The 25,822-nt window shown below is 31.0% G+C and carries 24 protein-coding genes, 17 tRNA genes and 2 pseudogenes; 5 read left to right on the plus strand and 38 right to left on the minus strand.

Annotation, left to right across the window (positions count from 1 at the left end; genetic code table 11):
* Positions 1-33 precede the first annotated feature (33 nt).
* The 33 genes and pseudogenes from V5784_RS09550 to V5784_RS09710 form a co-directional block, all read right to left on the minus strand.
* Positions 34-1,044 carry a glycosyltransferase family 9 protein gene (locus V5784_RS09550; RefSeq protein WP_336888802.1) on the minus strand — a complete coding sequence of 337 codons (1,011 nt, stop codon included), beginning with the start codon at positions 1,042-1,044 and terminating at the stop codon, positions 34-36.
* 170 nt (positions 1,045-1,214) lie between these two features.
* Positions 1,215-2,261, minus strand: coding sequence for a glycosyltransferase family 9 protein (locus V5784_RS09555; RefSeq protein ID WP_336888803.1), 1,047 nt, complete (start codon positions 2,259-2,261; stop codon positions 1,215-1,217).
* Between the two features lie 137 nt (positions 2,262-2,398).
* Positions 2,399-3,115 (minus strand): glycosyltransferase, encoded by a 717-nt coding sequence (locus tag V5784_RS09560; RefSeq protein WP_336888804.1) that lies wholly within the window; start codon positions 3,113-3,115, stop codon positions 2,399-2,401.
* Between the two features lie 216 nt (positions 3,116-3,331).
* Positions 3,332-3,583: a hypothetical protein gene (locus V5784_RS09565; RefSeq protein WP_336888805.1), complete on the minus strand. Its 252-nt coding sequence runs from the start codon at positions 3,581-3,583 to the stop codon at positions 3,332-3,334.
* Positions 3,580-4,701, minus strand: a complete 1,122-nt coding sequence (locus tag V5784_RS09570) for an O-antigen ligase family protein (protein WP_336888806.1) — start codon at positions 4,699-4,701, stop codon at positions 3,580-3,582. The genes V5784_RS09565 and V5784_RS09570 overlap by 4 nt, the downstream gene beginning before the upstream one ends.
* A gap of 46 nt (positions 4,702-4,747) precedes the next feature.
* Positions 4,748-5,909, minus strand: a pseudogene (locus tag V5784_RS09575) (nucleotide sugar dehydrogenase).
* Positions 5,910-5,912: 3 nt separating this feature from the next.
* Positions 5,913-7,121 (minus strand): glycosyltransferase, encoded by a 1,209-nt coding sequence (locus V5784_RS09580; RefSeq protein WP_336888807.1) that lies wholly within the window; start codon positions 7,119-7,121, stop codon positions 5,913-5,915.
* Positions 7,118-7,876: a polysaccharide deacetylase family protein gene (locus tag V5784_RS09585; RefSeq protein ID WP_336888808.1), complete on the minus strand. Its 759-nt coding sequence runs from the start codon at positions 7,874-7,876 to the stop codon at positions 7,118-7,120. Before V5784_RS09585 ends, V5784_RS09580 begins: the two co-directional genes overlap by 4 nt.
* A 1-nt stretch (position 7,877) precedes the next feature.
* A complete protein-coding gene (locus V5784_RS09590) occupies positions 7,878-9,029 on the minus strand; it encodes a glycosyltransferase (protein WP_336888809.1) in 1,152 nt (383 codons plus the stop codon).
* 1 nt (position 9,030) lies between these two features.
* Positions 9,031-9,768 (minus strand): lipopolysaccharide core heptose(II) kinase RfaY, encoded by a 738-nt coding sequence (locus V5784_RS09595; RefSeq protein WP_336888810.1) that lies wholly within the window; start codon positions 9,766-9,768, stop codon positions 9,031-9,033.
* A gap of 245 nt (positions 9,769-10,013) precedes the next feature.
* Positions 10,014-10,745, minus strand: a complete 732-nt coding sequence (locus tag V5784_RS09600) for a hypothetical protein (RefSeq protein ID WP_336888811.1) — start codon at positions 10,743-10,745, stop codon at positions 10,014-10,016.
* A complete protein-coding gene (locus V5784_RS09605) occupies positions 10,732-11,973 on the minus strand; it encodes a glycosyltransferase family 9 protein (protein WP_336888812.1) in 1,242 nt (413 codons plus the stop codon). The genes V5784_RS09600 and V5784_RS09605 overlap by 14 nt, the downstream gene beginning before the upstream one ends.
* 156 nt (positions 11,974-12,129) lie before the next feature.
* Entirely contained in the window at positions 12,130-13,179 is a 1,050-nt protein-coding gene (locus V5784_RS09610; protein ID WP_336888813.1) for a glycosyltransferase family 9 protein, read from the minus strand.
* Positions 13,180-13,213: 34 nt separating this feature from the next.
* Positions 13,214-13,969, minus strand: a complete 756-nt coding sequence (locus tag V5784_RS09615) for a glycosyltransferase family 2 protein (RefSeq protein WP_336888814.1) — start codon at positions 13,967-13,969, stop codon at positions 13,214-13,216.
* Positions 13,970-14,073: 104 nt separating this feature from the next.
* A tRNA-Gln gene (locus tag V5784_RS09620) sits at positions 14,074-14,148 on the minus strand.
* A 14-nt stretch (positions 14,149-14,162) separates the two neighbouring features.
* Positions 14,163-14,238 (minus strand) — tRNA-Thr (locus tag V5784_RS09625).
* Positions 14,239-14,259: 21 nt separating this feature from the next.
* A tRNA-Asp gene (locus V5784_RS09630) sits at positions 14,260-14,336 on the minus strand.
* A 21-nt stretch (positions 14,337-14,357) separates the two neighbouring features.
* A tRNA-Val gene (locus tag V5784_RS09635) sits at positions 14,358-14,433 on the minus strand.
* Positions 14,434-14,443: 10 nt separating this feature from the next.
* Positions 14,444-14,518 (minus strand) — tRNA-Glu (locus tag V5784_RS09640).
* 19 nt (positions 14,519-14,537) lie between these two features.
* A tRNA-Met gene (locus V5784_RS09645) sits at positions 14,538-14,614 on the minus strand.
* A gap of 5 nt (positions 14,615-14,619) precedes the next feature.
* Positions 14,620-14,695: transfer RNA gene (locus tag V5784_RS09650), tRNA-Ala, on the minus strand.
* Between the two features lie 4 nt (positions 14,696-14,699).
* Positions 14,700-14,776 (minus strand) — tRNA-Ile (locus tag V5784_RS09655).
* A 2-nt stretch (positions 14,777-14,778) separates the two neighbouring features.
* Positions 14,779-14,863, minus strand: a tRNA-Tyr gene (locus V5784_RS09660).
* A 27-nt stretch (positions 14,864-14,890) separates the two neighbouring features.
* A tRNA-Leu gene (locus tag V5784_RS09665) sits at positions 14,891-14,978 on the minus strand.
* A 42-nt stretch (positions 14,979-15,020) separates the two neighbouring features.
* Positions 15,021-15,095: transfer RNA gene (locus tag V5784_RS09670), tRNA-Glu, on the minus strand.
* Between the two features lie 16 nt (positions 15,096-15,111).
* Positions 15,112-15,188: transfer RNA gene (locus tag V5784_RS09675), tRNA-Ile, on the minus strand.
* Between the two features lie 6 nt (positions 15,189-15,194).
* Positions 15,195-15,271, minus strand: a tRNA-Arg gene (locus V5784_RS09680).
* A 3-nt stretch (positions 15,272-15,274) separates the two neighbouring features.
* A tRNA-Lys gene (locus tag V5784_RS09685) sits at positions 15,275-15,350 on the minus strand.
* 3 nt (positions 15,351-15,353) lie between these two features.
* Positions 15,354-15,429: transfer RNA gene (locus V5784_RS09690), tRNA-Gly, on the minus strand.
* A 26-nt stretch (positions 15,430-15,455) separates the two neighbouring features.
* Positions 15,456-15,532: transfer RNA gene (locus tag V5784_RS09695), tRNA-Met, on the minus strand.
* A gap of 21 nt (positions 15,533-15,553) precedes the next feature.
* A tRNA-Leu gene (locus V5784_RS09700) sits at positions 15,554-15,641 on the minus strand.
* 133 nt (positions 15,642-15,774) lie between these two features.
* Entirely contained in the window at positions 15,775-16,461 is a 687-nt protein-coding gene (locus V5784_RS09705) for a PD-(D/E)XK nuclease family protein (protein ID WP_336888815.1), read from the minus strand.
* Positions 16,462-16,530: 69 nt separating this feature from the next.
* Entirely contained in the window at positions 16,531-18,663 is a 2,133-nt protein-coding gene (locus V5784_RS09710) for an ATP-dependent helicase (RefSeq protein ID WP_336888816.1), read from the minus strand.
* A 315-nt stretch (positions 18,664-18,978) separates the two neighbouring features.
* On the opposite strand from V5784_RS09710, the gene V5784_RS09715 reads away from it, so the two are divergent.
* From V5784_RS09715 to V5784_RS09725, 3 genes are read left to right on the plus strand one after another with little or no spacing between them, the layout of a single operon-like run.
* Positions 18,979-19,752, plus strand: coding sequence for a transporter substrate-binding domain-containing protein (locus tag V5784_RS09715; RefSeq protein WP_336888817.1), 774 nt, complete (start codon positions 18,979-18,981; stop codon positions 19,750-19,752).
* Positions 19,753-19,806: 54 nt separating this feature from the next.
* Entirely contained in the window at positions 19,807-20,547 is a 741-nt protein-coding gene (locus tag V5784_RS09720; RefSeq protein ID WP_336888818.1) for an amino acid ABC transporter permease, read from the plus strand.
* A complete protein-coding gene (locus tag V5784_RS09725) occupies positions 20,537-21,268 on the plus strand; it encodes an amino acid ABC transporter ATP-binding protein (protein ID WP_336888819.1) in 732 nt (243 codons plus the stop codon). The genes V5784_RS09720 and V5784_RS09725 overlap by 11 nt, the downstream gene beginning before the upstream one ends.
* Positions 21,269-21,348: 80 nt before the next feature.
* On the opposite strand, the gene V5784_RS09730 is transcribed toward V5784_RS09725, so the two are convergent.
* Positions 21,349-21,666, minus strand: coding sequence for a GIY-YIG nuclease family protein (locus V5784_RS09730; protein ID WP_336888820.1), 318 nt, complete (start codon positions 21,664-21,666; stop codon positions 21,349-21,351).
* A gap of 145 nt (positions 21,667-21,811) precedes the next feature.
* On the opposite strand from V5784_RS09730, the gene V5784_RS09735 reads away from it, so the two are divergent.
* Both V5784_RS09735 and V5784_RS09740 read left to right on the plus strand, forming a co-directional pair.
* Entirely contained in the window at positions 21,812-23,131 is a 1,320-nt protein-coding gene (locus V5784_RS09735) for a DUF1576 domain-containing protein (protein ID WP_336888821.1), read from the plus strand.
* 98 nt (positions 23,132-23,229) lie between these two features.
* Entirely contained in the window at positions 23,230-23,478 is a 249-nt protein-coding gene (locus V5784_RS09740) for a hypothetical protein (RefSeq protein WP_336888822.1), read from the plus strand.
* A gap of 102 nt (positions 23,479-23,580) precedes the next feature.
* Here the strand turns inward: V5784_RS09740 and V5784_RS09745 are convergent, their stop codons facing one another.
* The 4 genes and pseudogenes from V5784_RS09745 to V5784_RS09760 form a co-directional block, all read right to left on the minus strand.
* Positions 23,581-23,715 carry a hypothetical protein gene (locus tag V5784_RS09745; RefSeq protein ID WP_336888823.1) on the minus strand — a complete coding sequence of 45 codons (135 nt, stop codon included), beginning with the start codon at positions 23,713-23,715 and terminating at the stop codon, positions 23,581-23,583.
* 621 nt (positions 23,716-24,336) lie between these two features.
* Complete coding sequence (locus tag V5784_RS09750; protein WP_336888824.1) at positions 24,337-24,468, minus strand: hypothetical protein; 132 nt, start codon at positions 24,466-24,468, stop codon at positions 24,337-24,339.
* Positions 24,469-24,492: 24 nt separating this feature from the next.
* On the minus strand, positions 24,493-24,846 hold the full coding sequence (locus V5784_RS09755) for an NUDIX hydrolase (RefSeq protein ID WP_336888825.1): 354 nt from the start codon (positions 24,844-24,846) through the stop codon (positions 24,493-24,495).
* A 27-nt stretch (positions 24,847-24,873) separates the two neighbouring features.
* Positions 24,874-25,365: pseudogene (locus V5784_RS09760) on the minus strand (aminopeptidase); the annotation flags it as partial.
* Positions 25,366-25,822 lie beyond the last annotated feature (457 nt).

Below are 25,822 nucleotides of genomic sequence, written 5' to 3' on the forward strand. Positions count from 1 at the left end.
ACCTATCAAATTCATGCAATTCATGATTCTTTTTTAGTTGAAATATTCCTGTATTTTATTGTATACTTCTTCTGGCTTAATCTCTAGCATACACTTAAAGTGTCCCTTTGGGCATTTATCTCCTCCGTGTAATCCGCAAGGTCTACAGTCTAAATTGTTATTTTCTAATACCTCTGAATTTTTTGACCAAGGGAAAAATCCTAATTCCCTAGTTGTCGATCCAAAAATAGCCATTATATGTAATTTTTCAAAAGCTGAAGCTATATGAATCGGAGAACTATCATTTGTAACTATTAGATCACTTCTTCTGCAGAGTTCTGCCACATCCAAGAGACTAGTTTTCCCCATCAAATTTATTATATTTTTGTCCGTATACATATTAAACATAGATTCTTCATGACCTCCAATAAGAACAACTCTGTACTCACTTTTTCTAGCCAACTTTTTTAGAAGTTCGTTGAAGTATTCCAGTGGCCATCTCTTGGTAAACCACTTACTTCCAGAGGCAACTAAAATTATTTTTTTCTCCTCTAAATTATTCTTTTTCCACATCTCATCTACCTTTTCTTTCTCTATTTCACTTGGATAAAGAGATAATTTATCATCGGTAAAATTATCTAATTCTACAAATGATAGTAATTTTTCTACTTCATGCTTAGATTTATCGTAGGGTATTTTTTTAGTCAATAAAAAACCTCCACTGGAATTGTCATATCCAATTCTTGTAGGAGCGCCGGTCAATCTGCCTAAGATAGAACTCCTCAAGTATCTATGAGGAATTATTACTTCATCAAACCCTTTATAGTTAAGTCTTTTTCCTAACAGATAAAGCCCTTTAAATCCTCTATGAGTCCCTCTCTTATCATAGGCTATGATCTCATCCAAATCTGGATTATTTTTTAGTACACTGGCTCCTGCTGGAGTGGTTACATAGGTTATACTACACCCTTCATCTATGTCTTTAGCTTTTAATTTTTTTATTAGAGGAGTTGATAAAATTATATCTCCAATAAATGCCGTATGTATGATTAATTTTTTTTTCAAATTAAACCTCCTCTATTATTTTATTTTTGTTCGTATACATATTTTCTCTATATAATAACACATATTATATATAAAAAAAAGAGTACATATTGGATAGATACCACTGTACTCTTCCCACTAATTCAACCAAGATTCTTATAAATTCAATAAATAAAAATTTACTTTCAATTTTATTTTCTTACATATTTACCTATCATCTCATCTATTATAGGTAAAACCCTTTCAGGAGTTATCAATTCATACGTTTCTTTAGAAGTTTCTGGCCTCTCTATATTCAGTTCCCTAATGATATCATCTGGTTCTATCCCACGATGTCTGTCATTAGCATTGGACAGCCACTCTTTCTTTTCTGCCCTAGGTGAAAATACCGCAAAACTAGGAATATCAAGTCCTTGTGCAATATGTCTCGGTCCGCCATCGTTTCCTATAAACATATCACAATTAGAAAGCAGCATAGCTAATTCTTTTATAGACTTAGTAGTTATATTGGAAAAAATATCCGATCTCATCTCTAATTCTCTGTGCATATCTTTGGCAAATTCTTTCTCTGCCGGTGAGTAATAAAATATTCCCTGAGCATCGTATTTATCCAAGATAGTTGTAATCAATTTTTTCATATTTTCAGGATTCCATATTTTTTCAGGCCTCCTGCTGTTTATAGCAAATGCAAAGACAGGCTTATTAAAATCTACCCCCGCCTGAATCACCCTGTCCTTCATCATATTTTTTTCGTTATCTGTTAATACTACCCTGTAGGTAGTATCATATTTTATCTTTACTCCTCCCTCTTCTAATGGTTTCAGCATATGTAAAAATTTATCTACCTTATCCTTCGAAACCTTAGGTTCTCTAATCGAATGTGTGTAAGTATAACCTCTTTTGGGTTTCCATCTTCCTATACGATATTCTGCTGATCTGCCAAATAGTGTAAATAACTCAGACTTAGGAGTAGACATAATATCTATTATGATGTCATACTTTAATCTAGTTACCTTCCATACCTTAGCTACATATTTAAAAGGATTTTTTCTTTCGTCCTTAGTTATGGATATTACATTATCTATTGCAGGATGACCCTCAAATAAAGGCGCTATATGATCATAGACTACATAATCAATCCTCGCATCTGGATAAGTTTTTCGGAGCGACTCACATATGGGCGTCACCAAAAGTGAATCACCTATTTGTTTAAACCTCACTATTAGTATTTTTTTCATTCTTTTCTCCTACTAAAATTACTATTTTCCACTGTTCATTTTTTAATCCTTTTTGCAAACGACCTTTTAATTTTTTTTCTTCCTGAAAAAAACCTCTTACAATATACCCTTCTAAATCGATAGCATAAATTTCACACTTACCTCTCTATACTTTCTACCATTTTTATAAAGTTATTTATTGACTTTTCTATTGTAAAGTCTTGTCTTCTATCCTTCATTTTTTCTTTATATTCTTTTTGTTTTTCCGTATTTTTTAATAAATTATACATCTTTTCTGCTAATTCTTCTACATTCCCCATTTCAACTAATTCTCCACATTCTCCATTTAAAAGAATATCTTTTGGTCCAGTTGGACAATCATAAGAAATAATAGGAGTTCCTGTTGCCATAGCTTCTAATAATACATTCGGAAGACCTTCTCCATAAGAAGTGTGAATGAATATTTTTGCATTTTTTAACCAAATAAAAGGATTTTTTTTCTGACCTAAAAGGAAAACCTGATCTTCAAGTTTTAATTCTTTTATTAGATTTTCTAACTTTTCCTTTTCCGGTTCCTTTCCGATTAAATAAAGTTTTTCTTCAATGTTTCTTTCTTTTAAAAGCTTCATTGCACGAATCATTTCGTCTCTCGCTTTTACCTTATCTAAAACAGAAACACCAATCATATAGTCTTCTTGCAACATTTTTTTATCTGTCTCTGTTAGATCTGAACTATCATTGGATTTAATTTTAACTTCTTCAATTCCCACAGGATTATATATTTTTACAGTTTTATGAGCTGCAAAAGGATAAAGAATTTCCATCTCATTCTGCATTTCATCAGTTATTATTAATAATTTATCATATAACTTCATTCTTTTATTCTTTTATTCATTTTTTTACCTTTCTACCGTGTTTCGAAGCTAAAGAAAAGCTAAATCTTCCCACTGCAGGAACAAGAATTACTCCTAAATATTTCCATATACTCATATCAAAATCAACTAACAATTTGATATCATTTCTTTTTTCATAAAAGTTTTTAAGCCATAATCTCATTTGTTTTCTTTCATTATATCTAGTGTATTCTTTTATTACCTTATTAAGAAACCCTGTTTCTTCCTAAGTTGGTCTCTTTTCATTTCCATATCTTTAGTTTTAATATTATGAACTTTTATGCTCTTATCTAAATCATCTAATAAGATACTCTTTTTATTTACTTCTTCCTTTGATATAATTTCTACATTATAATTTTTTAGATTATTTAAAGCATTGGCGTATCTGACAATTACCCTTGAAATTCCACCCATACCAAATTCTCCAATATATAAAATTACTGTTTTCATTTTATCTCCACCTTATTCTCTAATTTTCCATAATTAATAATACTATATAATATAAAATAAATCACATATACATATGTATTTTTATTCATATTTGATTCAAAAATTCCTAAAAACAACAATACACTCGTTACTGATAAAAGAAGGTTTAATTTTTTTTTTTTATATGCCTCTCTAAACATTATCCATAACATAATTAAAAAACCCATAAATCCAACTATTCCTGTTTCACACAATAAACCTAAATAATCACTGTGTGCACTATAATATCTTTTTTGAATTTTATATTCTTTTTTTGAAGCTCTATCATAATTTGATATTCCTACTCCTAAGACAGGATTTTCTTTAAATATACTATAAGCATCCTTCCACACCTCAAATCGTCCTGCATTACTAGTGTTTTTCTTGATTTCAACTATAGATTGAACCTTTATAATATATTTTTTTATCACCGGTGTCTCTTTAAATGTTAAAATTAGCACTAATGATAAACCTATTATAACTAAAATTTGTTTTATTTTTTTATTTATTAATAGAGCTGTAAATATTCCTATTACCATGGCTAGCCATGCTGATCTTGTATTTGAAATTAAAACAGCGAATATTGTTATTAAACTAGCAATTAATAGCAGATTTTTTTTCTTTTTTTCTTCTTCTAAAATAAATAGATTAAAGATATACACTGAAATAAATGTTATATAATAAGAATAATACCAAATTCCATATCCAGCATCTATTCTTGCATGACTCCCACCATTATACGGAATTAGTTCAAAAAAATATTGAGATATTCCAAAAAATGCTAATATTAATCCTCCCAAAATAAACATATAATCAAAATATTTTTTATTAAATGGCACAATATTGTAAATAATTATAGGAGATATTACAGCTCTTATTATTCTATTATAATGACCTAATGATGCCTCCCTATTAATTGAAGTAATAAAAGATAAACCTATCAATAATAAAAATATTAATATTCCAATATGCTCTTTCTCTATCTTAAATTTTTCTTTATATTTAATCTTTCTATATATAATACTCCCTGTTAATATCAACAAGACCGCTACTGTCCCTTTGAAAGCGAATATTACTATCAGCCCTAATAAAGCAATCATTAAGTTTATATACACCTCCCCCCTCTTTTATTATTTAATTACTTTTCTAGTCTCTCCTATATAGATCTCTTGTATAAACTTTATCTTCTACATCGACTAAAACATAATCTATCAGTTACAATAACATCTGATATTTTTTTAAACTCTTCCAAATTTTTTATAACTCTTGAACGAAAGAAGTTATCTTCTTTTAATACTGCTCATAAACTACTACTTCTACACCCTTAGCTTTTATCCTTTTCAGAATACCCTGAATGGCTGATGCTCTAAAGTTATCTGAATCCGTTTTCATTGTTAATCTATAGATCCCTACTATTCTGGGATTTTTCTTTAATATTTGGCTAGCTATAAAATCTTTTCTTGTCGTATTTGCATCTACTATAGCTTGAATTATATTGTTGGGTACTTCAGAATAATTTGCTCTAAGCTGTTTTGTATCCTTAGGTAAACAATATCCACCATATCCAAAAGATGGGTTGTTATAGTGGTTCCCAATCCTAGGATCTAAACCTACACCTTGTATTATCTGTTTACTATCTAGATTATGAGCCTCTGCATATGAGTCTAATTCATTGAAATATGCCACCCTCATAGCTAAATACGTGTTAGAAAATAGTTTTACCCCTTCCGCTTCTGTAGAATTTGTAAATAAAGTGGATATGTCTTTTTTTATAGCTCCCTCTGCCAATAAATCAGCAAAAAACTGCAGCCCTTTCAGATTTTTCACCCACAATTATTCTCGAAGGGTGAAGGTTATCATATAACGCTTTTCCTTCTCTTAAGAATTCTGGTGAAAAAATAATATTATCTATACCAAATTTTTCTTTTACTGATTTAATATATCCCACCGGTACAGTAGATTTAATTATCATAGTTGTCTTAGGATTAATTTTTAGTACATCTTTTATCACTGATTCTACTAAACTTGTATCGAAAAAATTTGTTATCTCATCATAGTTTGTAGGCGTTGCTATAATTACATATTCTGCACCTTTGTAGGCTTCTTCTTTATTTAAAGTGGCCTTTAAATTTAATTTTTTTGATGCTAAATATTCACTTATCTCTTTATCTACTATAGGACTTATTTTTTCATTTATTGCTTTCACTTTTTCTTCTGTTATATCTAATGCTACTACCTCGTTGTTTTGAGCTAACAATATTGCATTAGATAGTCCTACATACCCTATTCCTGCTACTCCTATTTTCATTATTTACCTCTCTTTGATTAGTAGTTCAATTCTACCTTTTAGTTTTTCCACAGTTTTTTCCCATAAAAAATTATCAGAATGTTTTATCGTTTTATTATATTTATCTTCTAAATTAATCTCACCATCGATAATTTTCTGGATGTATTTTGAGTATCCGTCTAGATCTTTTTGCTCAATTATTTTTCCATTCACCTGATGATTTGTCAAATCTTCTGCTCCACTTACACGAGTAACAACTATATGCTCACCAAAATACATTGCCTCTAAAAAAACATTAGCAAAAGACTCGCCTCTTGAAGTCATCATAAATACCTTCGCTTTATTATGATAACTGTATAATAAAGTCTTATCGCTCACATAACCTAAAAATTTAACTTTTTCTTTTAAATTAGGGTATTCTTTGAAAAACATATCTATAGTCTCTTGAAAACTAGGAATAATTGGTCCCGCTAAAACAACTTTCCAATGTTTTAAATCAATGTTTTTTAATACTTCTAAGAAAAACTCCGTATTCTTTTCTCGTGTTCCCAATCTACAGGCTGTAAAAATAATATTTTCTTTTTCCTCAAAAGGTTTTCTTTCTATAGTTAATTCTTCAGATAATTTTTTATCAAAACCATTTGGCATATGTAATAATTTTTTAGACACATCTATTCCTGCATACCCGTATTCTAATAATCCTTCATAAGAATCTGTTGGTTCTACACTGAATATATCCATCATCTTTGCTAATTTTTTTCTTTTTTTAAACTCACTCTTCCATCTTCTTTTTTTAAAGAATTCTCTCATGTTTTTAGGTTTCTTTGTTAGCCACTCTACTTCTTTACAAAATTCAGGAAAATCAAAATCCCCCTTTATGAAAACTAATCCTTTTGGATTTGATAACTTATAAAAAAATGTATTCCAATAACTACATTTTGTTAAATGATAGAGCATTATGACATCTATTTTTTTAGCATTCCTATAAATATATAAATACATAGGTAATCTTTTCATAAATTTAAAAAAATTTGTATTTGGTAGGAAAGAAAATAGTTGTTTTAATTTTACTATCTTCACTCCTCTAGCTTCATCCGGTAGATCATCCTTTAAATTATATGTAATTGCCTCACAATCCCAACCAAAATAATTCATATATATGGGGTACATCATCTGTGGTTTCCCCAATTTCATATGGTCTAGTTCTTCGTATATAATAGTAAAATTCTTCATCCTATTACCCCTTTTTCTTTTATTTTTTTCAAGGTATATCTTCCTGTTATCCTTCTTTTAAACCTTCTAAAGTTTAAATCAGGATATATTCCTATCCTTCTAATTTCAAACAAGTCATCTTCTATTTTAAATGGTCCCGAATCTGTAGCCACTCCAAAATCAAAGCCTAATTCTTCTACAACTTTTTTTGCAGAACCATTAAAAAAACCAAAAGGATATGCAAAAGAAACTAATCTTTCTCCTAATAGTTTTTCTAGCCATATTTTATTACCATTTATTTCTTCAATTTGACCTTTTCCATCATATTTTCTAAGATCTACATGATGCATTGTATGTCCACCAAACTCTACTAAGCCCGAATCGTGCATCTCTACAATTTCTTTTTTAGACATTAAATCAAATCTTTTTTCCCCATCATTATCTGTATTCCATTTATTATACTCTAAATGCGACACCATATATATTACAGCTTTCATATTATATTTTTTTAATAATGGAAATAATAGTTCATAGTTATCTCTATACCCATCATCAAAGGTTAAAATAATATTTTTTTCATTCAATCTATTCTTTAAACCAATTTTTTTTAAATCTTTAAAAGTTATTGTTTTATAATTTTTTTCTTTTAAATATATTAAATGCTTTTCAAATTCATCTACATCAAAATAAATTGTATGAATTCCCTTCCCTTCCTCTGAGTCTATCAACCTGTGATACATCAAAGTTGGTATTTCTTTTTTAAAAAAATCAAACATTTTACTCCTCCAAAATTTTTATAAATTTTGTATATATTATATCAATATCAAATGATACCATGTGATTTTCTAATTTTTCTTTATCTAGATCTGTATCAGTTAATATTTCCTTGGCTAAACATTCATGATCTTCGATTTCAAATAATTCTCCAAATTCTCCGTTATTCAAAATTTCTTTTGGACCTGTTTTACAATTTGAACTAATTATATTTTTTTCTAAAGTTAATGCTTCTAATAAAACAGTTGGATAGCCTTCATAGCTAGAACTCATTATAAATTTATCTGCCTTTTTCATCCAATTATATGGATTCATTTTTCTTCCTAATAAATATATATCTTTTTTATACCTTGAGCTTTCTCTTAGCTTTTCCACCCGCTGTCTATCCGGACCATCACCAATAACATATAACTTTCCATCATATCCACGATCTTTTGCTATATCAAATCCTTTAAATAAGGTATCAAAATTTTTTGGAACTAAATCTAATCTCGCTACAGTTAATAAAAATTTATTTTTTATTAATTCTTTTTCATTTTTTTCAAAATCTTTCTCAGCCATATTTTTTATCTTATTAAAATCAATAGGATTATATATATAAGTTATCTTTTCTCTCAATTTTGAATTCAGTTCCTCTAATTCTTCTTTCATCTCTTTACATATGCAAATAATTTTATTGTATTTTTCTAATTGTTTTGTAAATTTATTTATTTTATTCTTTTTTTTCTTCCACCTAGGAACTGAACTATGAATCCAAACAATATTTTTGCTACTTTTAAATTCTGAGACAAATCTAACTAAACTTGAATCAAAGTCAATAACTATATCTGGTTTATATTCATTATAAATTTTTATAAATTTTTCTTTAGAATAATTTCTTTCTTTTTTTATCAGGTAATTATATTTGATTTTACTAAATATATTTTTCTTCCTTTCATCTCTCGCATCTCTAATTTTCATTATATAATCAAAGGTTTTCAAATAAGTTACCTTAGTTTTTATTGCAGATTCTAACTTATTTTCTGCCCCATTATCATTCTCTATAACAACTTCTAGCCTATAATCTTTTTCAACTAAAAAATTGATATACTCTAATTGAACTTTTTCAAGCCCACCCATCATAGTACTTCCACTTTTAAAAAGAATTTTTTTCAAATTAAATCCTCCACCCTTTATCTCTTAGTTTTTTCTTTATTTTTTTTATATACGATACAACCTTTAACCTTTTTATTTTTTTCAAAGTCATTGCAATTTTAAAAGCCATTGTTCTTGTATCAACATATTTTAAAGCTTCTTTTACTTCTGAATAAAATAAATTTACATAATCATAATTACTACCTATTTTAAACAAGTCTTTTTTTAACTGTGTATCTATTATTTTTAAATCACCTGTAAGCTTTTCAATTATAAAGTTTCTTGGATTTGCATCTCCATGTTTCAAGCCGTATGAGTGAAGTTTTTTTATCCCTTCCATTAAAAGATCAATATCATCTTTTTTTTCTGGCTGTGTCTCCATCCCGTCTATATATTCCATTATCATAAAGGAGTCTGAGATCATTCCATATCTCCTCTTTACTCCGACTGCATAAATATCACATAAATTATCCAACCCTTTTTCTTGATATTTATTTGTTCTTTCATAAGTGTTCAACGCCTCACCTTTTTTTAATAAAGTCATTATTTTTCGTTGTGGAATTCTTACTTCATTTTTAGGAAATTTTAAAATAAATTTACTTCCTTTAAACTCAATAACTGCTATATAACTTCTTTTATCATTTTTATATTCTTTTATCACCTTATAAGTTTTATTTGTTAGAATATCTTGTGCTAATTCTATTGCTAAAGCATTTATTTTTTTATAAAATATTTTCCAGTCATTTATTTTTTTATTCATCAAAATCTCCTTATTTAGATGAATTTTTTAGTTCTTCCATCTTAAATGTGTTTATATCTTTCTCGTATTTTCAGCCTTTACGATATAGTCAAAAGTTTTTAGAAAAACAACTTTTATTTTATAACTTTTTTTAACTAAAAATTAATATACTCTAATTGAACTTTTTCAAGCCACCTACCACAGTACTTCCATTTTTTCAAAAGATTTTCTCCTTATATTTAATTAAAATAAATTTTATTAAATATTTAACTTTTATTTTCTATTATTTTTATTTCTTTAATGAATAAATCATATTCATTTTTAGAAATAACTCCGTCTATACATTCTCTTTTTAGATTTTCTTTATATAGTTGGATTGTTTTTTCTCTATTTTTTTTTAGTTTTTTAGTTTTTTGATATCCAGCATCTAAATCAAGATAATAAATTTTCTCATTTACAAGTAGAATATTTTCAAAATGAAAATCGTTATAAAAAAAGTTGTTATCTAACATATAAAAAAGATCCTTAATTATTTTTTTTCTATAAATACTTTTGACAATCCCACCTTTAAGATATTCTTTATAAGTTATCCCATTAGTTCCTTCGCAATAATCTTTAGTTACTAATATACATTCATAGTTGAATAATCCTGTACTATAAACAAATACAGCTTCCCCTTGCACATTGTCTATACCTAAGCTATTTAATTTTTTTGAATTTTTATAATATCTCATTGCTTTATCTTCCATTAGTCCTAGGTTTAATCTTAAACATTGCCTTTTATTTGTATATATAAATTTTTTCAAAAAATAACTCTTTCCTCCTATCATAACCTTATGAATAGTTCTTTTAGCAGTGCTTCTCCCAGGATCATCTTTATACTTACTTTTATTAGCATAATTTTTGTCTACGAATATTTTTTTTATTTTTTCAATAAAATTATAGTCATATTTATTAGATGAGTAATAAACTAAATTATTTGATTTAATTTTTTTCAATATCCAACTCCTCCATCTTAAATGTGTTTACATCTATCTCATCATTTTCACTTTTCTTGTCCTCACAAAAAATCATCTTAAAGTTATCATCGATAGGTCCCCAAACCAAATGATCTACTCCATATCTCCCTCCATTTGGCGGGTAGATACAGATACCATTTTTTTTATATGCCGTTCCTATATGGACTATGGACGTATCTGGAGTAATTAAAAAATCTGCTTTTTCTATCAAACTTGCAGTATGGTTTATAGTTTTTATCCCTATTGGTAAATAAACCCTATTATTATCTAATTCCTTAACCAGACTCTCTAATTCACTATATTTATCCGGGGAATATACAAAAATAACTGCATTTTTTTTATCAGTCAAATACTTAATGATCTCTTTTAACTTACTTTTACTCAAAGTCTTATGTTTACTTGCTCCATAGGGATTTAGTACTGTAACTTTATTTTCTTTAATCTTTTCAAATTCTTTTTCTGCAAATTTTTTATCCTCTTCTGATAAATTTAAATCATAATCTAAATTTGGTTTAATAATCCCTAATTTATCTAAGTACGCTCTATATCTTAAAGTTACATGCTCTGTCCACTTAAAATCAATATTTGGTTCCACAGACACATCAAATAAATTCCAATCAGCTTTATTTAGCCCCATATTAACCCTAGCTCTACATAGGTTAATAAACTTCATCTGCTTAACTCTCAGCATCTCTGAAAAATCAATCAAAAGATCATATTTTTCAAAAGCTATCTCCTTAGCTAAACTTTTTAATTCCCTGTCAGATTTAGTATAATCATAGATCTTATCCACATGGGGATTGTTTACTACAACTTGCCTGTTCGCTCCTCTGGTAACTACACCGATCTTTATCTGTGGGTATGCCTTTTTTATCTCACGAAACATCAGAGTATTGATAATCATATCCCCGATTTTCCCGTCATTTCTTATAAATAAAATAGATCTTATGTTTTCTTTCTCAATCAAATTTTTAGTTTCTGATTTTTGATTTTTTAATCCCTCAATTCTTACTCCTAGCTCACACTTTGGTTTCTTTATATTTAAGTCAACATTTCTAAATTTAGTATTAATTATACTAAATTTTGATATTCGTTGAAAACACCATAAAAAAGAAGAGTCCTTACGATCCCACAGAAACCTTCCCAAAGTCAATCTTTTAGGTCTCAAAAAATCCTGTAACTTTCTATTCAATTCCCTAATTCCCATAACTCAACTCCCCATTTTGACACAGACTAAAATCTGACTTTTAAAAATCAATAAAACCAAAATTAATCTTTCAATTTATTTCTAAATATTTTCCTTTTAAATCTTTATTTAAATATTCATCCATAATTTTAACCTTTTTATTTTCCTAGTCATCTTTTAGTTATCTTTTTCATCCATTAAAGTCCGCATCAAAAGCTTATTTTCTATCGCACTTACTATTTCTTCCTTTGTCTCATCTGTATAGCTGTCAAAAAATTTATGTTTATAGTTTTCCTTTTTATCTCTATCAGGAATTATATAGGTTACATCTCTATGCCCAAACACTCCCCATCTTAGAGGTGATTGAGTCTTTTTATTGGGGTAGATAGCCACAATGCTTTTCTTAAGTGATCCAGCTATATGAGTCGGCCCTGTTGATCCACCGAAATACACATCTGCTCTGTCTATCATAGCTGCCAGATTTAGAAGGTCTCCTCCATTGGCATATAGATGTACTCTTTCATTTTCTATGCCATCTAATATCTTTTGTCCTCTGTCCTCTTCCGATATATGACATGTCAATACCACATCTATACCTGCAATCTTGTACAGTACGACCTTTATTAACTCTGTATACTCTCCATCAGTAATATTTTTAGCACTTCCACCCATAAATGGATTGATTACCAATATCGGAGATTTTATATGATTTTCTTCCAAAAATATTTCTACTGCTTTACTATGTTTTTCTTCATAGTAGATCTCAGTATTTAACTCAAATAGATCATCAAAAATTTTAGAATCTAATTTTTTCACCAAATCTAGATTATACTCAGATTCATTTTTAATTGATTTAGATCTTTTCTGCAAAACACCTTTATTGTATACAAAAAATGACTTTATTTTTGATAATGGACCTATTTTAACCTTAGCACAGCTGGCTTTAGCCAGTTGCATCACAAATTCATCATTATACAGAGCTATAAATACATCTGCTTTAAAATATTTTATTTTTTCTATTAATTCTACCCTTCTATAGTCATCTATTTTAACTACTCTATCGACATAGGGTAGATTTTTTACTATTTCATAGTTATATTTTTTTACTAAAACTATTATTTCAGCATTGGGATACATTTTTTTTACCATAAAAAAACTAGGGATTGATAATATCAAATCCCCTATCTTATCCGTTCTAGATATTATAATTCTTTTTATATCTTTCATAACTTAGCTCCTCAAACTATAATTAATTTTATTGTTATTTTAGATTTATTTTTTCTATCTCTCTCAACTTAAAATATTTGGTCATAGTATACATTCCACTAAACAGTGCTATTATCAAGCCCTCTAGACCATCTAAAAAACCAAATCTAAATATATACATCCTTATAAATTTAAAAAATGGATTGATTACTATATTAAAAAAACTAGATTTTTTCCCTCTTTTGAAGTATTCTTCTGCTCCCAATGTAGTATACCTGTCAAATCTAGTTATATAATCACTTAAAGTTAGATATGTATAATGGTATATTTTCTCTTTTATCTTACCCTTAGTTGATCCCGTTTCAAATTCTTCATGTACTAGGTTATCATTTACGCTTACATAACCTTTTTTCCACAATCTCGTAGCATATTGATTGGACCAGCCACCATATTTTAATTCTTTTCCAAAACATACCGAACATCTGTTTATGTCATAGACTTCATATTTATTTTTTCCATCTATTATATTTTTAATTATTTCTTTCAATTCTCCACTTATTACTTCATCTGCATCAATCAAAAGAATCCAATCACCCTTACATTTTTCTATTATAGAATTTTTTTGAGGGCCAAATCCTTTCCAATCTTCAGTATAAACTATAGCTCCTTTAGATTGTGCAATCTTTATAGTATTGTCTGAGCTATTGCTATCTACAATTATTATCTCATCAGCAAGTCCTCTTACAGCATCTAAAGTTTTCCCTAAAATTCGCTCTTCATTATATGTTATTATTCCTACCGATAACTTCATATTTACTCACTCCACGTTTTTTATCATTCTCTAAATTATACCATATATATATTTAAATTTATATATACAAAAAAACACCCCGAAGGGTGTTAAAAGTTTATAGTTGGCTGGGCTGGCAGGATTCGAACCTGCGCATGACGCAGTCAAAGTGCGTTGCCTTACCGCTTGGCGACAGCCCATTACTATATTTATATGGTGCCGCTTATCGGAGTCGAACCAATCACCTACTGATTACAAGTCAGTTGCTCTACCAGATGAGCTAAAGCGGCATATAGATATTTATAATTTAATGGCGGGAGTGACGAGACTCGAACTCGCGACATCCTGCGTGACAGGCAGGCACTCTAACCAACTGAGCTACACCCCCACAAAATTATAAAGCTTTAAATGGTGCTCGCAACAGGACTTGAACCTGTGACCCCCTGCTTGTAAGGCAGGTGCTCTCCCAACTGAGCTATGCGAGCTTATTACATTTGGTAGTCCGTAGGGGAGTTGAACCCCTCCCGCTTGAGTGAAAACCAAGAATCCTAACCGATAGACGAACGGACCACAAATTGTAATATTGTAATGGTGCCTTGAAATGGATTCGAACCATCGACCGCTCGGGTATGAACCAAGTGCTCTAGCCAACTGAGCTATCAAGGCGATTTTGGTGGAGATAAGCGGGGTCGAACCGCTGACCTTCGCAGTGCAAGTGCGGCGCTCTCCCAACTGAGCTATATCCCCAAAATGGTACGCCTAAGTGGATTTGAACCACCGACCTCACGCTTATCAGGCGTGCGCTCTAACCAACTGAGCTATAGGCGTAATGGTGGTTGGAGAAGGATTTGAACCTTCGAAGGCTGAGCCGGCAGATTTACAGTCTGCTCCCTTTGACCACTCGGGAATCCAACCACACAATGTGTGTATAAATGTTTTAAATGGTGCCTAGGGCGGGACTTGAACCCGCACGTCCACAGAGGACACGGGATTTTAAGTCCCGTGCGTCTACCGATTCCGCCACCCAGGCATAATCATTTAGAACAATTATTTATTTATTTTTTATTTCAATTGGTAGTCCGTAGGGGAGTTGAACCCCTCCCGCTTGAGTGAAAACCAAGAATCCTAACCGATAGACGAACGGACCACAATTTGAAATAAAATGGTGGATCTAGCTGGAGTTGAACCAGCGACCACTCGGTTATGAGCCGAGTGCTCTAACCAACTGAGCTATAGATCCATATAATGGTGAACCTGAAGGGATTTGAACCCCTGACCCACGCCTTAGAAGGGCGTTGCTCTATCCAACTGAGCTACAGATTCATATGGTGCGCCACACAGGGTTTGAACCTGTGACAACTCGATTAAAAGTCGAGTGCTCTACCAGCTGAGCTAGTGGCGCTTATGGAGCGGGAAACCAGGTTCGAACTGGCGACATTCAGCTTGGAAGGCTGACGCTCTACCAACTGAGCTATTCCCGCATACCTATGTGGTTATTCAATTGTTTTGGTGGCGGGAGCAAGATTTGAACTTACGACCTTCGGGTTATGAGCCCGACGAGCTACCAGACTGCTCTATCCCGCGGTATGGATTTGCGTTTTAAAATGGTGCCTAGGGCGGGACTTGAACCCGCACGTCCACAAAGGACACGGGATTTTAAGTCCCGTGCGTCTACCGATTCCGCCACCCAGGCATAATCATTTAAAACATTTTTATTCTTTTCGTCTTCGAGTTCGTAGCGTTTTTGCTTTCCCTCACGGACAAGAAGAAGTATACCGTGTTTACAGGTTCCCGTCAACATTTTTTTTACTTTTTTTAAAAATATTTTAAAGTTGTTTTTGACAAAAACTCTCAAAGCCACATTTTATACAGATTTCTTCATTTTTTGAGGCAGAAAAAAAAATATTTTTCTTTATTTCACCTATTAATTCTTTCAATATTTTTCTATTTTCTTCATGTTTTTTTCTATTATATTCTATACAAATTTTGTTTCCAGGATAATTTAGTTGGAAATATTCCATACTAATATTCCCTATTTTTATATTGGGAAACACTCTTTTTAAATTTTCTCCTAAAAGGTACATATAAACTTTTGTCTGAATATCACCATCTACAACGTCTGCTTTATATGAATTTTTATTTGTTTTAAAATCCACTATCTTTATTTTATCACCCTCTATAACAATCAGATCATATTTTGCCATAAGCCTAATTTCATCTTTATTCTGCCTTATCTCAAATTCACTCCTGAAATCCATATCTTCAGGGTATTTTTCTTCCAGCACAGTCATCCATTCCAAAAGTTGATCATTTTTTACATAGAAATAATCTTTTATCCCATTAAAATACCTTTCGGCTAAAATATGAAAATTTGTCCCCATATCTATATTCTTCTTCAATTGGGGATCCCCCCCCTTTCCTGATACACCATCTATATAGATATATTCATACATCTTTGGACACCGTTTAAATGTATCCAATGAACTTTGACTATAATAAAAATTTTCTTTCATATGTTTCAACTCCTTTTCTGCCCAAAGATTATTTAAGCTAGGACTAATCCATGAATTAGTCCTACTTTATTAATTGATCCTATTTTTTACAAACTTTTCTATCTCGCCTAAATAATATACTCCATTTTCTGCATTCCCACTGATCATGAGGTACTCCTTAGCTCTGGTTATCCCCACATAGAGTAGTCTCGTATTTTCTGCTATCTTCTCCAATTTATTCTTTACTACTCCATTTTCTGTATTTCTATCTATAAACTCCCTCTCGAACTCTTTTTCTACAAAAATTTGAGGATATTCATATTCCTTTTTTAAAAAAAAACACTGACCATAGTTGGTTTCATTTAGGTGCACAGGAAAAGTTCTGTTATCCACTCCTACTAAATAGACAAAATCCCATTCCATCCCCTTACTCCTGTGGTAGCTAGATAGTGTCACCTTGAATTTTTCATTATTTTCTAAAACCCCTTCCTCTTCCACGGCTTTGGCCATATAACTAAATTCACTATTTTTTGCTTTTTTTAAATTAAAAGCTAGATCCAGTAAACTCCATTTAGGATTATATTTCAATATTTTTTTTAGATCATAGGATATTTTTTCTATTAACAGCCTTTTTTCATCATGAATTTCAAATATTTCTCCTATAAAGACTATCACTTTTTCCAATGAACTCTGATTTAAATCCAATACAGCCCGTATTTTTTTTAAGATAGCTTTATATTTTTTTAGTGAAAATTTACCCAATTTTGGTTCTTCTTCCCCATAAAGAACGTCTTCTAAAAGATTAGATCTTATAAACTTTGAGATTATTTCTCTAACTTCCCTTTCATCATCCATAAAAAAATTATCTTCTAGAAGTTTAACCAGTCTTTTATTTTCAAATGGTCTAGCTAAATATTCTAAAAAATCTCCTAAAAAACTCATAAGTTCCAATAAACTCTCGGGAATATCACTAAGGATCTGAAAATCTATTTTTTTTCTCCTAAATATCCTGGCTATCTCATCTATCCTGTAATTAGTAGGTAGGAGAACCCCTACATTTTTCTCGGGATATTTTTTAAGAAATCCTTCTATTCCCTTTATCAGCCAGTCTCTTTCCTCCTCCCAACCCAAAACTTTTATAGTTTTCACCCCATATCCATCTATCTTTGGATTAGAAGGTGTCTCACCCTCCAATACTGGCTTTATAAACTGTGACTGCAGAGCTATTCTAACATCTTCCAAGGGATGTCTCGTAGTTACGATCTCTACTAAATAATTAGCTACCTCTATTATACTCCTCGTACTTCTACCAGCAGTAAACATCTCCACCTTTGGATTAGATCTTATAAAGTTTTTAAATATCTTTGGAGAACTAGAAGTAAATGTCCCCAATATGCTTTGGTTAGGGTCCCCTACTTTGACTAAGTTTCCATTAGATATCAAGTTTATTATCTTATTTTGGAGGGTGTTACTGTCCTGAGCTTCATCTTCAAATATATATCTATATCTCAACCTAAGTTCTTCCACTAGATTAGGAGTTTGTTTCAATAATTTATATGTATAAAATAAGATATCATCATAGTCCAAGAGTCCGTTTTTTTTACACTCCAGGTCGTATCTATAAAATAACTCTCCTACAATTCTCAATAAACTGTCTTTTCTATATTTTTTACTATAACTATGCAGTCTTTTCGCTGTCATTCCTTTATTTTTTATCCCACTGATCATTTTTAAAGTTAGGTTGACCAGTTCCTTATCCCATCTAACTTGCATTCCGGTCCCACCATATTTTGTATCTAAAAAAAAATCCAAGTCTCCAGGTTTTTCCCTCCTATACTCCATCATGACCAAACTCATCAAATAATATCTATTGGCATCTGTCATAGTTTGGAATCCCTCTGTTATGCCCAGACTATCCCCATACTCCCTCAGAAGATCCGACCCTAATTTATGGATGGTTTTTATTTGAAATTTCCTATATAGCTCATATTCGCCTCTTTCTTGCAAAAGTTCCATTATTCTATGTTTAAAGTTATTTACAGATGAATTCATATAGGTCAGAATCAACATTTTCTCTTCCCCTTCTAATACTTTTACTAATTTAGTAGCTAATCTGCTGAGAATAAAAGTTTTCCCTCCTCCAGGAACTGCCGGAATGGCCATCTTCCCGCAAGTGTAGTTCATTATCAACTCTTGTTCCCGTCTATATCTAATTTCTTCCATAAACTCCTCCAGCTTTCTTTTTTTCATTATATACTAAATTTTTACGTTTTCATAAAAAACTTAACTTAATAACTACAACCAAAAAGTTATAGTTACAACTCTCTAGTTTAACTTAATCAGATATTATCTCAAAATTCTATATTTACAAAGTAATCTAATAGTTTTTTTAATAGTTTTCATCTAACAATATAAATAAAAAAAGAAAGAGATTGTTTTAAAAAGGAAATTTAAATTTTTATCTAATAAAGTTATGGTATATACTTAGATTACTAGATTAGTATTTATAACTCAACTCAGAAATTCAAGGAGGAATTTATGAAAAAAATTATATTTTTATTTTTAATTATCTTTAGTGCTATAACCTTTGGAAAAAAGCCTTTAGTGGTTGGAATGGAGCTAGCTTACCCCCCATTTGAAACTACCGATAAATACGGCACCCCAAGTGGTTTTAGTGTAGATATGGCTACAGATTTAGGTGAATATTTAGGCAGAGAAGTTGTCATCGAAAACATGGGATACGGAGGCCTTATCCCTGCACTAAGAACTGAAAAAATTGATATTATCTTATCATCTATGAGTATTACAGAGAGAAGAAAGAGATCTATCAATTTTTCCATTCCCTATGCAAAATCAAACCTTGCCATTTTAGCCAACCAAAACAGTGGAATAAAAGATCCCATGGATCTCAATAAAAAAGGTAAGAAAATTGCAGTAAAAAGAGGCACGACTGGACATGTAGTTGCTATGAAGGCTTTCCCAAAGGCCGATATTTTAGTTTTTGACAAAGAAAGTGCTTGCATACTAGAAGTTATCCAAGGAAAGGTAGATGCTTTTATATATGATCCACTAACCATTTTAAAAAATTGGAAAAAAAATAAGAGTACTACTGTGCCAATCTTAAAACCCTTTGAAGAAACTCCTCAATATTGGGCTATTGCATACAAAAAAAATAACGATAAACTAGGGAAACAAATAAATAATTTTATAGAAACTTATAAAAAAAATGGAAGTTTAGATAGATTAGCTGATAAATATCTTGCTGAGCCTAAGGAGGAGTTTGAAAAAAGAAATATTCCTTTTTTCTTTTAAAATATGAAAATTAAAGATTTATTCTATGCCAAAGATGAGAGTTTTAACATAACTTTGTCAGCAAAAATAGTTAATACTGCACTCATCTTAATCATAGGAATTATATTTTGGAACTACGCTTTTAGCAGATTAAATTATGAATCTCAAGGACTTTCTGTCTTTTTTGAGTTCAAATATAAATTTATCTTTGGTTTTTTTGTAACCATTATGATCTCTATATTTTCTTTAATTTGCAGTCTGATCATTGGTTCTCTTTTGGTCGTGGGTCAAAAAAATAGATTTTTGCCCATTCATTATTTCACCAAGATTTTTATTGAGATAATAAGGGGGACACCCCTTATTGTCCAAGTTTATCTATTTTTTTACGTGGTTGGAACGGCCTTGAATATAAATAATCGATACCTTATGGGTGTCCTTATTATGGCTACCTTTTCTGGTGCATACGTTGCAGAGATTATCAGAGGTGGAATAGACAGTATCGACAAAACACAGATTGATTCAGCCAAAGCTTTAGGTTTTACCAATTTTCAAAAATATAGATATATCATCCTGCCACAGGTCATAAAAAGAATTATGCCTCCCCTTGCAGGACAATTTGCATCCCTTATCAAGGATTCATCTCTTTTATCTATAATTGCAGTAAATGAATTTACAAAAAATGTCCAAGAGGTGGACTCTATCACATTTACTCCTATTGAAAATTATGCTGTCTTAGCTGTAGGGTATATTTTGTTGACTTACCCTATCTCCCACCTGTCAAAAAAATTAGAAAAGAGGTTTTCATATGGAGATTAATATATCAAATTTAAAAAAAATATACGGCGACCAGGTTGTTCTCAATAATTTGGAATTAAATATAAAAGGTGTCCACTCCCTAGTCATCATTGGTCCCTCTGGTGGAGGTAAATCTACCCTCTTACGAATCTTAGCAGGCTTAGAAATTCCAGAAGAAGGGAGCATCACCATAAATAATAAAACCCTGTCATTTAAGGAAACTGATCTACACAACTATAGAAAAACTATTGGAATGGTATTTCAAGCATTTAATCTTTTCCCTCATCTATCGGCCATGGACAATATCACCCTGCCCCTGGAAAAGGTACACAAAATAAAAAAAAATGAAGCAAATCTTCGTGCCAAAACTCTACTCGATAGATTCCAATTGGGAGAACATGGTCATAAATATCCTTCCCAACTATCAGGGGGACAACAACAACGAGTAGCCATAGCGCGTGCTGTTGCTCTTGATTCTCAATTTTTGCTTTTAGATGAACCTACTTCGGCGTTAGACCCAGCTCTGACCTCTGAAGTTTTAGACAGTATTTTAGAATTAAAAAAAGAGAAAAAAGATTTGATCTTAGTCACCCATGAGATGGGATTTGCCAAAAATGTAGCTGACTACATCTTATTTATTGATGAGGGGAGAATTGTTGAAGCTGGAGAAGCTGCTTCTCTGTTTAGTAATCCACAGACGTTAGAATTAAAAAAATTTTTGGGGAAAACCTTAAAATATTAAAAAAAGATATTTCTGCGATAAAAACGTAGAAACATCTTTTTTTAATTCACCATAATTAATCTTCACAACAATCAAATGTTTTATTCTTCCAATTCCCATTGGGGCAGTTTTTTTATCTCTATCCCCTTCTCCTCATATATTAATTTGGTCAAATATTCTTTATTTGTATAGAATAATACCTTTTTCTTTTTAGTTTGTGCTTTAATAAAATATTCCACCTTACAGGCTTGGGATTTTGTTTTCATTTCCCACAAAGAATGAATCCCAAAGGGTCCTCTACCCCTGGTATATTTAGCTCCTTCCCCACACCTGTGAGCCTCCATTCTTTTTTCTACATCATTGGTTATACCAGTATAGACACTTCCATCTCCACACCCTAGCATATATACATAATACATACATCCACCTCTATTTTTAGCTTTATTAAAAAACGTTCAGCACTTATTTTTTTTTACTATTTTTTTGCCTGTAAATAAAGTATAATATAAGTCTATACTATTTGTAAAGATTGGGATTTATTGTATTTTATTAGGAGGATTTTTTATGGATGAATTTAGTTATGGGAGACTGCAAAAAGCTAAAAAATTAACCCTTACACTGGCTCTTGCCATTCTAAGTATTTTTACCTATTTTGTTATTGTCGACAAAACAAATATTATTATTGGATTAAAAAATATAGTTACATCTCCCTCAACACTCATAACAGATTTCTTAGTTATTGGCGGATTAGGAGCTACATTTTTAAATGCATTTAGTTTGCTTATTTTTAACTTTATCCTTGTTAAAAGTTTTAAACTAAAGATCAGCGGATTGGTTCTAGCTGCTTTTTTTACAGTCTTTGGATTCTCATTCTTTGGAAAAAATATATTTAATGTCCTGCCTATCTATCTTGGTGGAATCATGTATGTTAAGTTTGAGCATTTAGATTTCAAAACAGTTTTACCCACAATCATGTTTACCAGTGCATTGGCACCATTTATCAGTGCATTAGCATTTAGTTCGGATACATTTGATGAGGCCTATCTTCTAGCTATGATCTTAGGAATAGTTATAGGGTTTATCGCTACTCCGCTAGCCAAAAAGATGGTTTCATTTCATGAAGGATTCAACCTTTATAATTTAGGATTTACCGGGGGACTTCTAGGGGCCGTTATCACTTCTGTCCTCAAGGCTTATGATTTTAATATCGAGCCTCAAAAGCTAATTTCTACAAAATATCATATGGTGCTCTTGATCACTTGTTCTATGGTATTTTTACTTATGATCTCAGTGGGGTTTTATATCAACAACAACAGTTTTAAAGGTTATAAACAATTATTAAAATGTAACGGCTTAAAGTCTGATTTTGTGGAAAAATATGGCTACGGGCTTTCATTTATCAACATGGGAATCAATGGATTTATCTCTATCTCCTTCATCCTCCTCGTAGGAGAAACTTTGAGCGGTCCCCTCTTAGCAGGAATCTTAACTATTGTTGGTTTTTCTGCCTTTGGAAAGCATCCTTTAAATATTGCACCTATCCTATTTGGAGTTTGGTTAGCCGGTGTAACCACTGAAGTAGATAAATTTGTTTTAGTTCTTTCAGCTCTATTTGGTACTGCTATGGCTCCAATTTCGGGTGTTTACGGTCCTCTTTGGGGTGTCGTTGCAGGATGGCTTCACATGTCAGTGGTTAGAAATATCGGTGTTGTTCACGGCGGATTAAACCTATATAACAATGGTTTTTCTGCAGGTATAGTTGCAGGTGTTTTATTACCTATCATCCGTACTTTTACAGATAGAAGAAATAAATTTAAAGATAAATATTTCTTAAAACGCCAAGAACTTCACAAAAATTTATCCTCCGAAGAAGATCCAGATTGATCTCTTGTTTTTTTCATATATTTAACTTATACTCATATTAATAACTGATTTCTTTACAATATAAAAACTCAGTCAATAATTTTTTATAGGGTGAAGTTATGGAATTTAAAATTGTAGATATTAAGTTAGAAAATCGAAATGAAATTGTTCTTCCGGTACAAAATACCCTCACTGAATATGGGTGTTATATCAAGGTAAGATTAGGACTTCATAATCTTAATAAAGAAACTTGCTCACAGGATGGTTCGATTTTATTGGAATTGATTGCTGACAATAATCTTATCGATGAATTTTTAGAAAAATCAAACTCTATTAACGGAACAACAGCTAAAAAAATGCTCATATAAAAATTTAAACAAATAAAAGATAGCAGTCAAATAAGAATTGACTGCTATCTTTTATTTGTTAACTTCTTTCCTTTCACACCAAAACTCCTACCTCCTGCAAATCTAGACAGCTTCACACACACCTTCTACAAAGGATACACTTCCATACCCCTTACTGCAGTCCACAGGCTTTACCGTTTTATATGGGTGCCCAAAGGGATATTTTGTGATCCCATAATCTTCTGCCAGATCTTGCAATTCACAATTTCCGTTCCTTATACAGGGAACAACATTCCCCTACATGGTTAGCCAACATAAGATCAAATATATGCCTTCTGGCTTTCCTGATCTTATGACTATGTGTTTTCCACCTCTATCTCTTTTTCTGTGGAGCAAGAACAAGATGCCTGCAAAATTCCCACCCCTACCACTTCAACCAGACAAATTCTGCATATCCCTACTATACAAAGGTCCTCATGATAGCATACGTGCGACACGTTTTACAATTAAAATTATAAGGGTCTTTAATTAACAATCTTAAAGGCGACAACTGTAAGTCTGATAAGAGGAATGATGGCGTAATGTCTTGAAACTCTACCCTGATACAACGACCTGCTGCTCCCTTCACGTGTATCACTTTTATGTTTTTAGCTCCTACACTTTCTAATAATTTTCAATGATTTTTTCATTGCTTCTTTTTTTAATTTTCCCATAACTCCTCCTTGTATCTATATCTATCTATTCTCACAATAACCGTCCTTAAAAAAAAGCAACGTGACATTGCATCCAAACAAGCACAATTAAGGTTTATAATCTTTTATTTATAATTTCCTATATAACAAAAAAATGGAGGAAAACCCTCCATTTTTATTTATGATATTACCTTTTATTTTTGTTCATATACATATAGTAAGTCAATATACTCTTCATATCCGTAGTGACCTTTTCCATATCTCCTAAATTTATCCACTTAGTTGTGAGATCCTCAGTTTCATCTAATTCTAATTCCAACGGTTTTATTTCGTTATTTTTTAATTAAACTATATAAATATACAATTTTTCAGTAGTATACCCAGGCGACGAAGCGAGAGCTTCCTTGGATTCATATATTATTTCTATATCATTCTTTGTATATCCCGTTTCTTCTCTGAGTTCTCTTGCCAAGGTTGATTTAGCTGTTTCCCCTGCCTCTATTATCCCTGCTGGTATTTCTAATAAATTGGAATTTGTTCCAGGTCTGTACTGATCTACTAAGAGAGTCTTTTCCTCTTTTTCATCTAATACTAGTACAGCTATGGCATTAGATTTATTTATATACTCCATTTTTAATTTCCTGGTAGGGTGATCTTTTAACTCGATTTTTAAAAACTTTAACTCTGATAACTTCATAAAATTTTCTCCTTGTATTTTTGATATTTACATTACCCAGTTTCCGTTTCTAAAAATCGGTATTAGGTTTCTATCCTCATCGATTCCATCAATAGATAAATTCTCTGATCCTACCATGAAATCTACAGGAATCAGTGCTATTTCTCCTAAGTATTTAGCCCTTTGATCTGTTTCCAATAAATTTTTCAAAATTTCATAACCTATTTCAGCTGTAAATTCTACTTTTTTCCCCTCTTTGAACGTCAATTTAAAGTTATCTATCAAATTCCCACCATAATTTAACGGTATTGTACTGGAGAAAATTCCATTGACCCCGCCTTTTTTAGGCATAGAAAAAACTTCTTCTGTAAGTATATTCGGACTGAATTCTATACCACCTTTTGCTATAGAAGCACCCGCTTTCCATGTTTGTTTAAGAGACATTTCTACATATAGCTCGGTGCCTTTAGACTTATAATGCAATGTTTTAAATTTTTCAAGATTTAACACCTCAACCTTGCTCTTTAAATTTATATCATGATTCTTCCAATTTCTTTATCATAAATGTCTCCCCCATTTTTTTATTAACTACATTATATAGTAATATTATATTTTTGTATCTACTTTTTTCACTATCCACCAAAATATATATAAATAAATAGCTGATGCTTTTCAACCCCCTGCCCCCATCTTGGAGGGTTTTGATATAATATAGTTATGAACACCAATCTTTTCTTTGTTTTTTATAAAAAATTTTTATTTTTTTATTAACGCAAGATTAAAGGAAGATATACTCTAATAAAAAACAATGAATTATAAAGTATCTTACCTCTTATTTTTGGCATAAAAAAAGAGTCACCAAATTAATTGATGACTCCTTTAATTTTTTGAATTTCTTCAAAAAATAAAAAAGACTTGGCAAGTTCCTATCCTCCCAAGGGGCTGCCCCCTAAGTACTTTCAGCGTTTACGGACTTAACTTCTGGGTTCGGAATGTG

It is taken from the genome of Psychrilyobacter sp. (assembly GCF_037132775.1).
In the GTDB taxonomy this organism is placed as follows: Bacteria; Fusobacteriota; Fusobacteriia; order Fusobacteriales; family Fusobacteriaceae; genus Psychrilyobacter.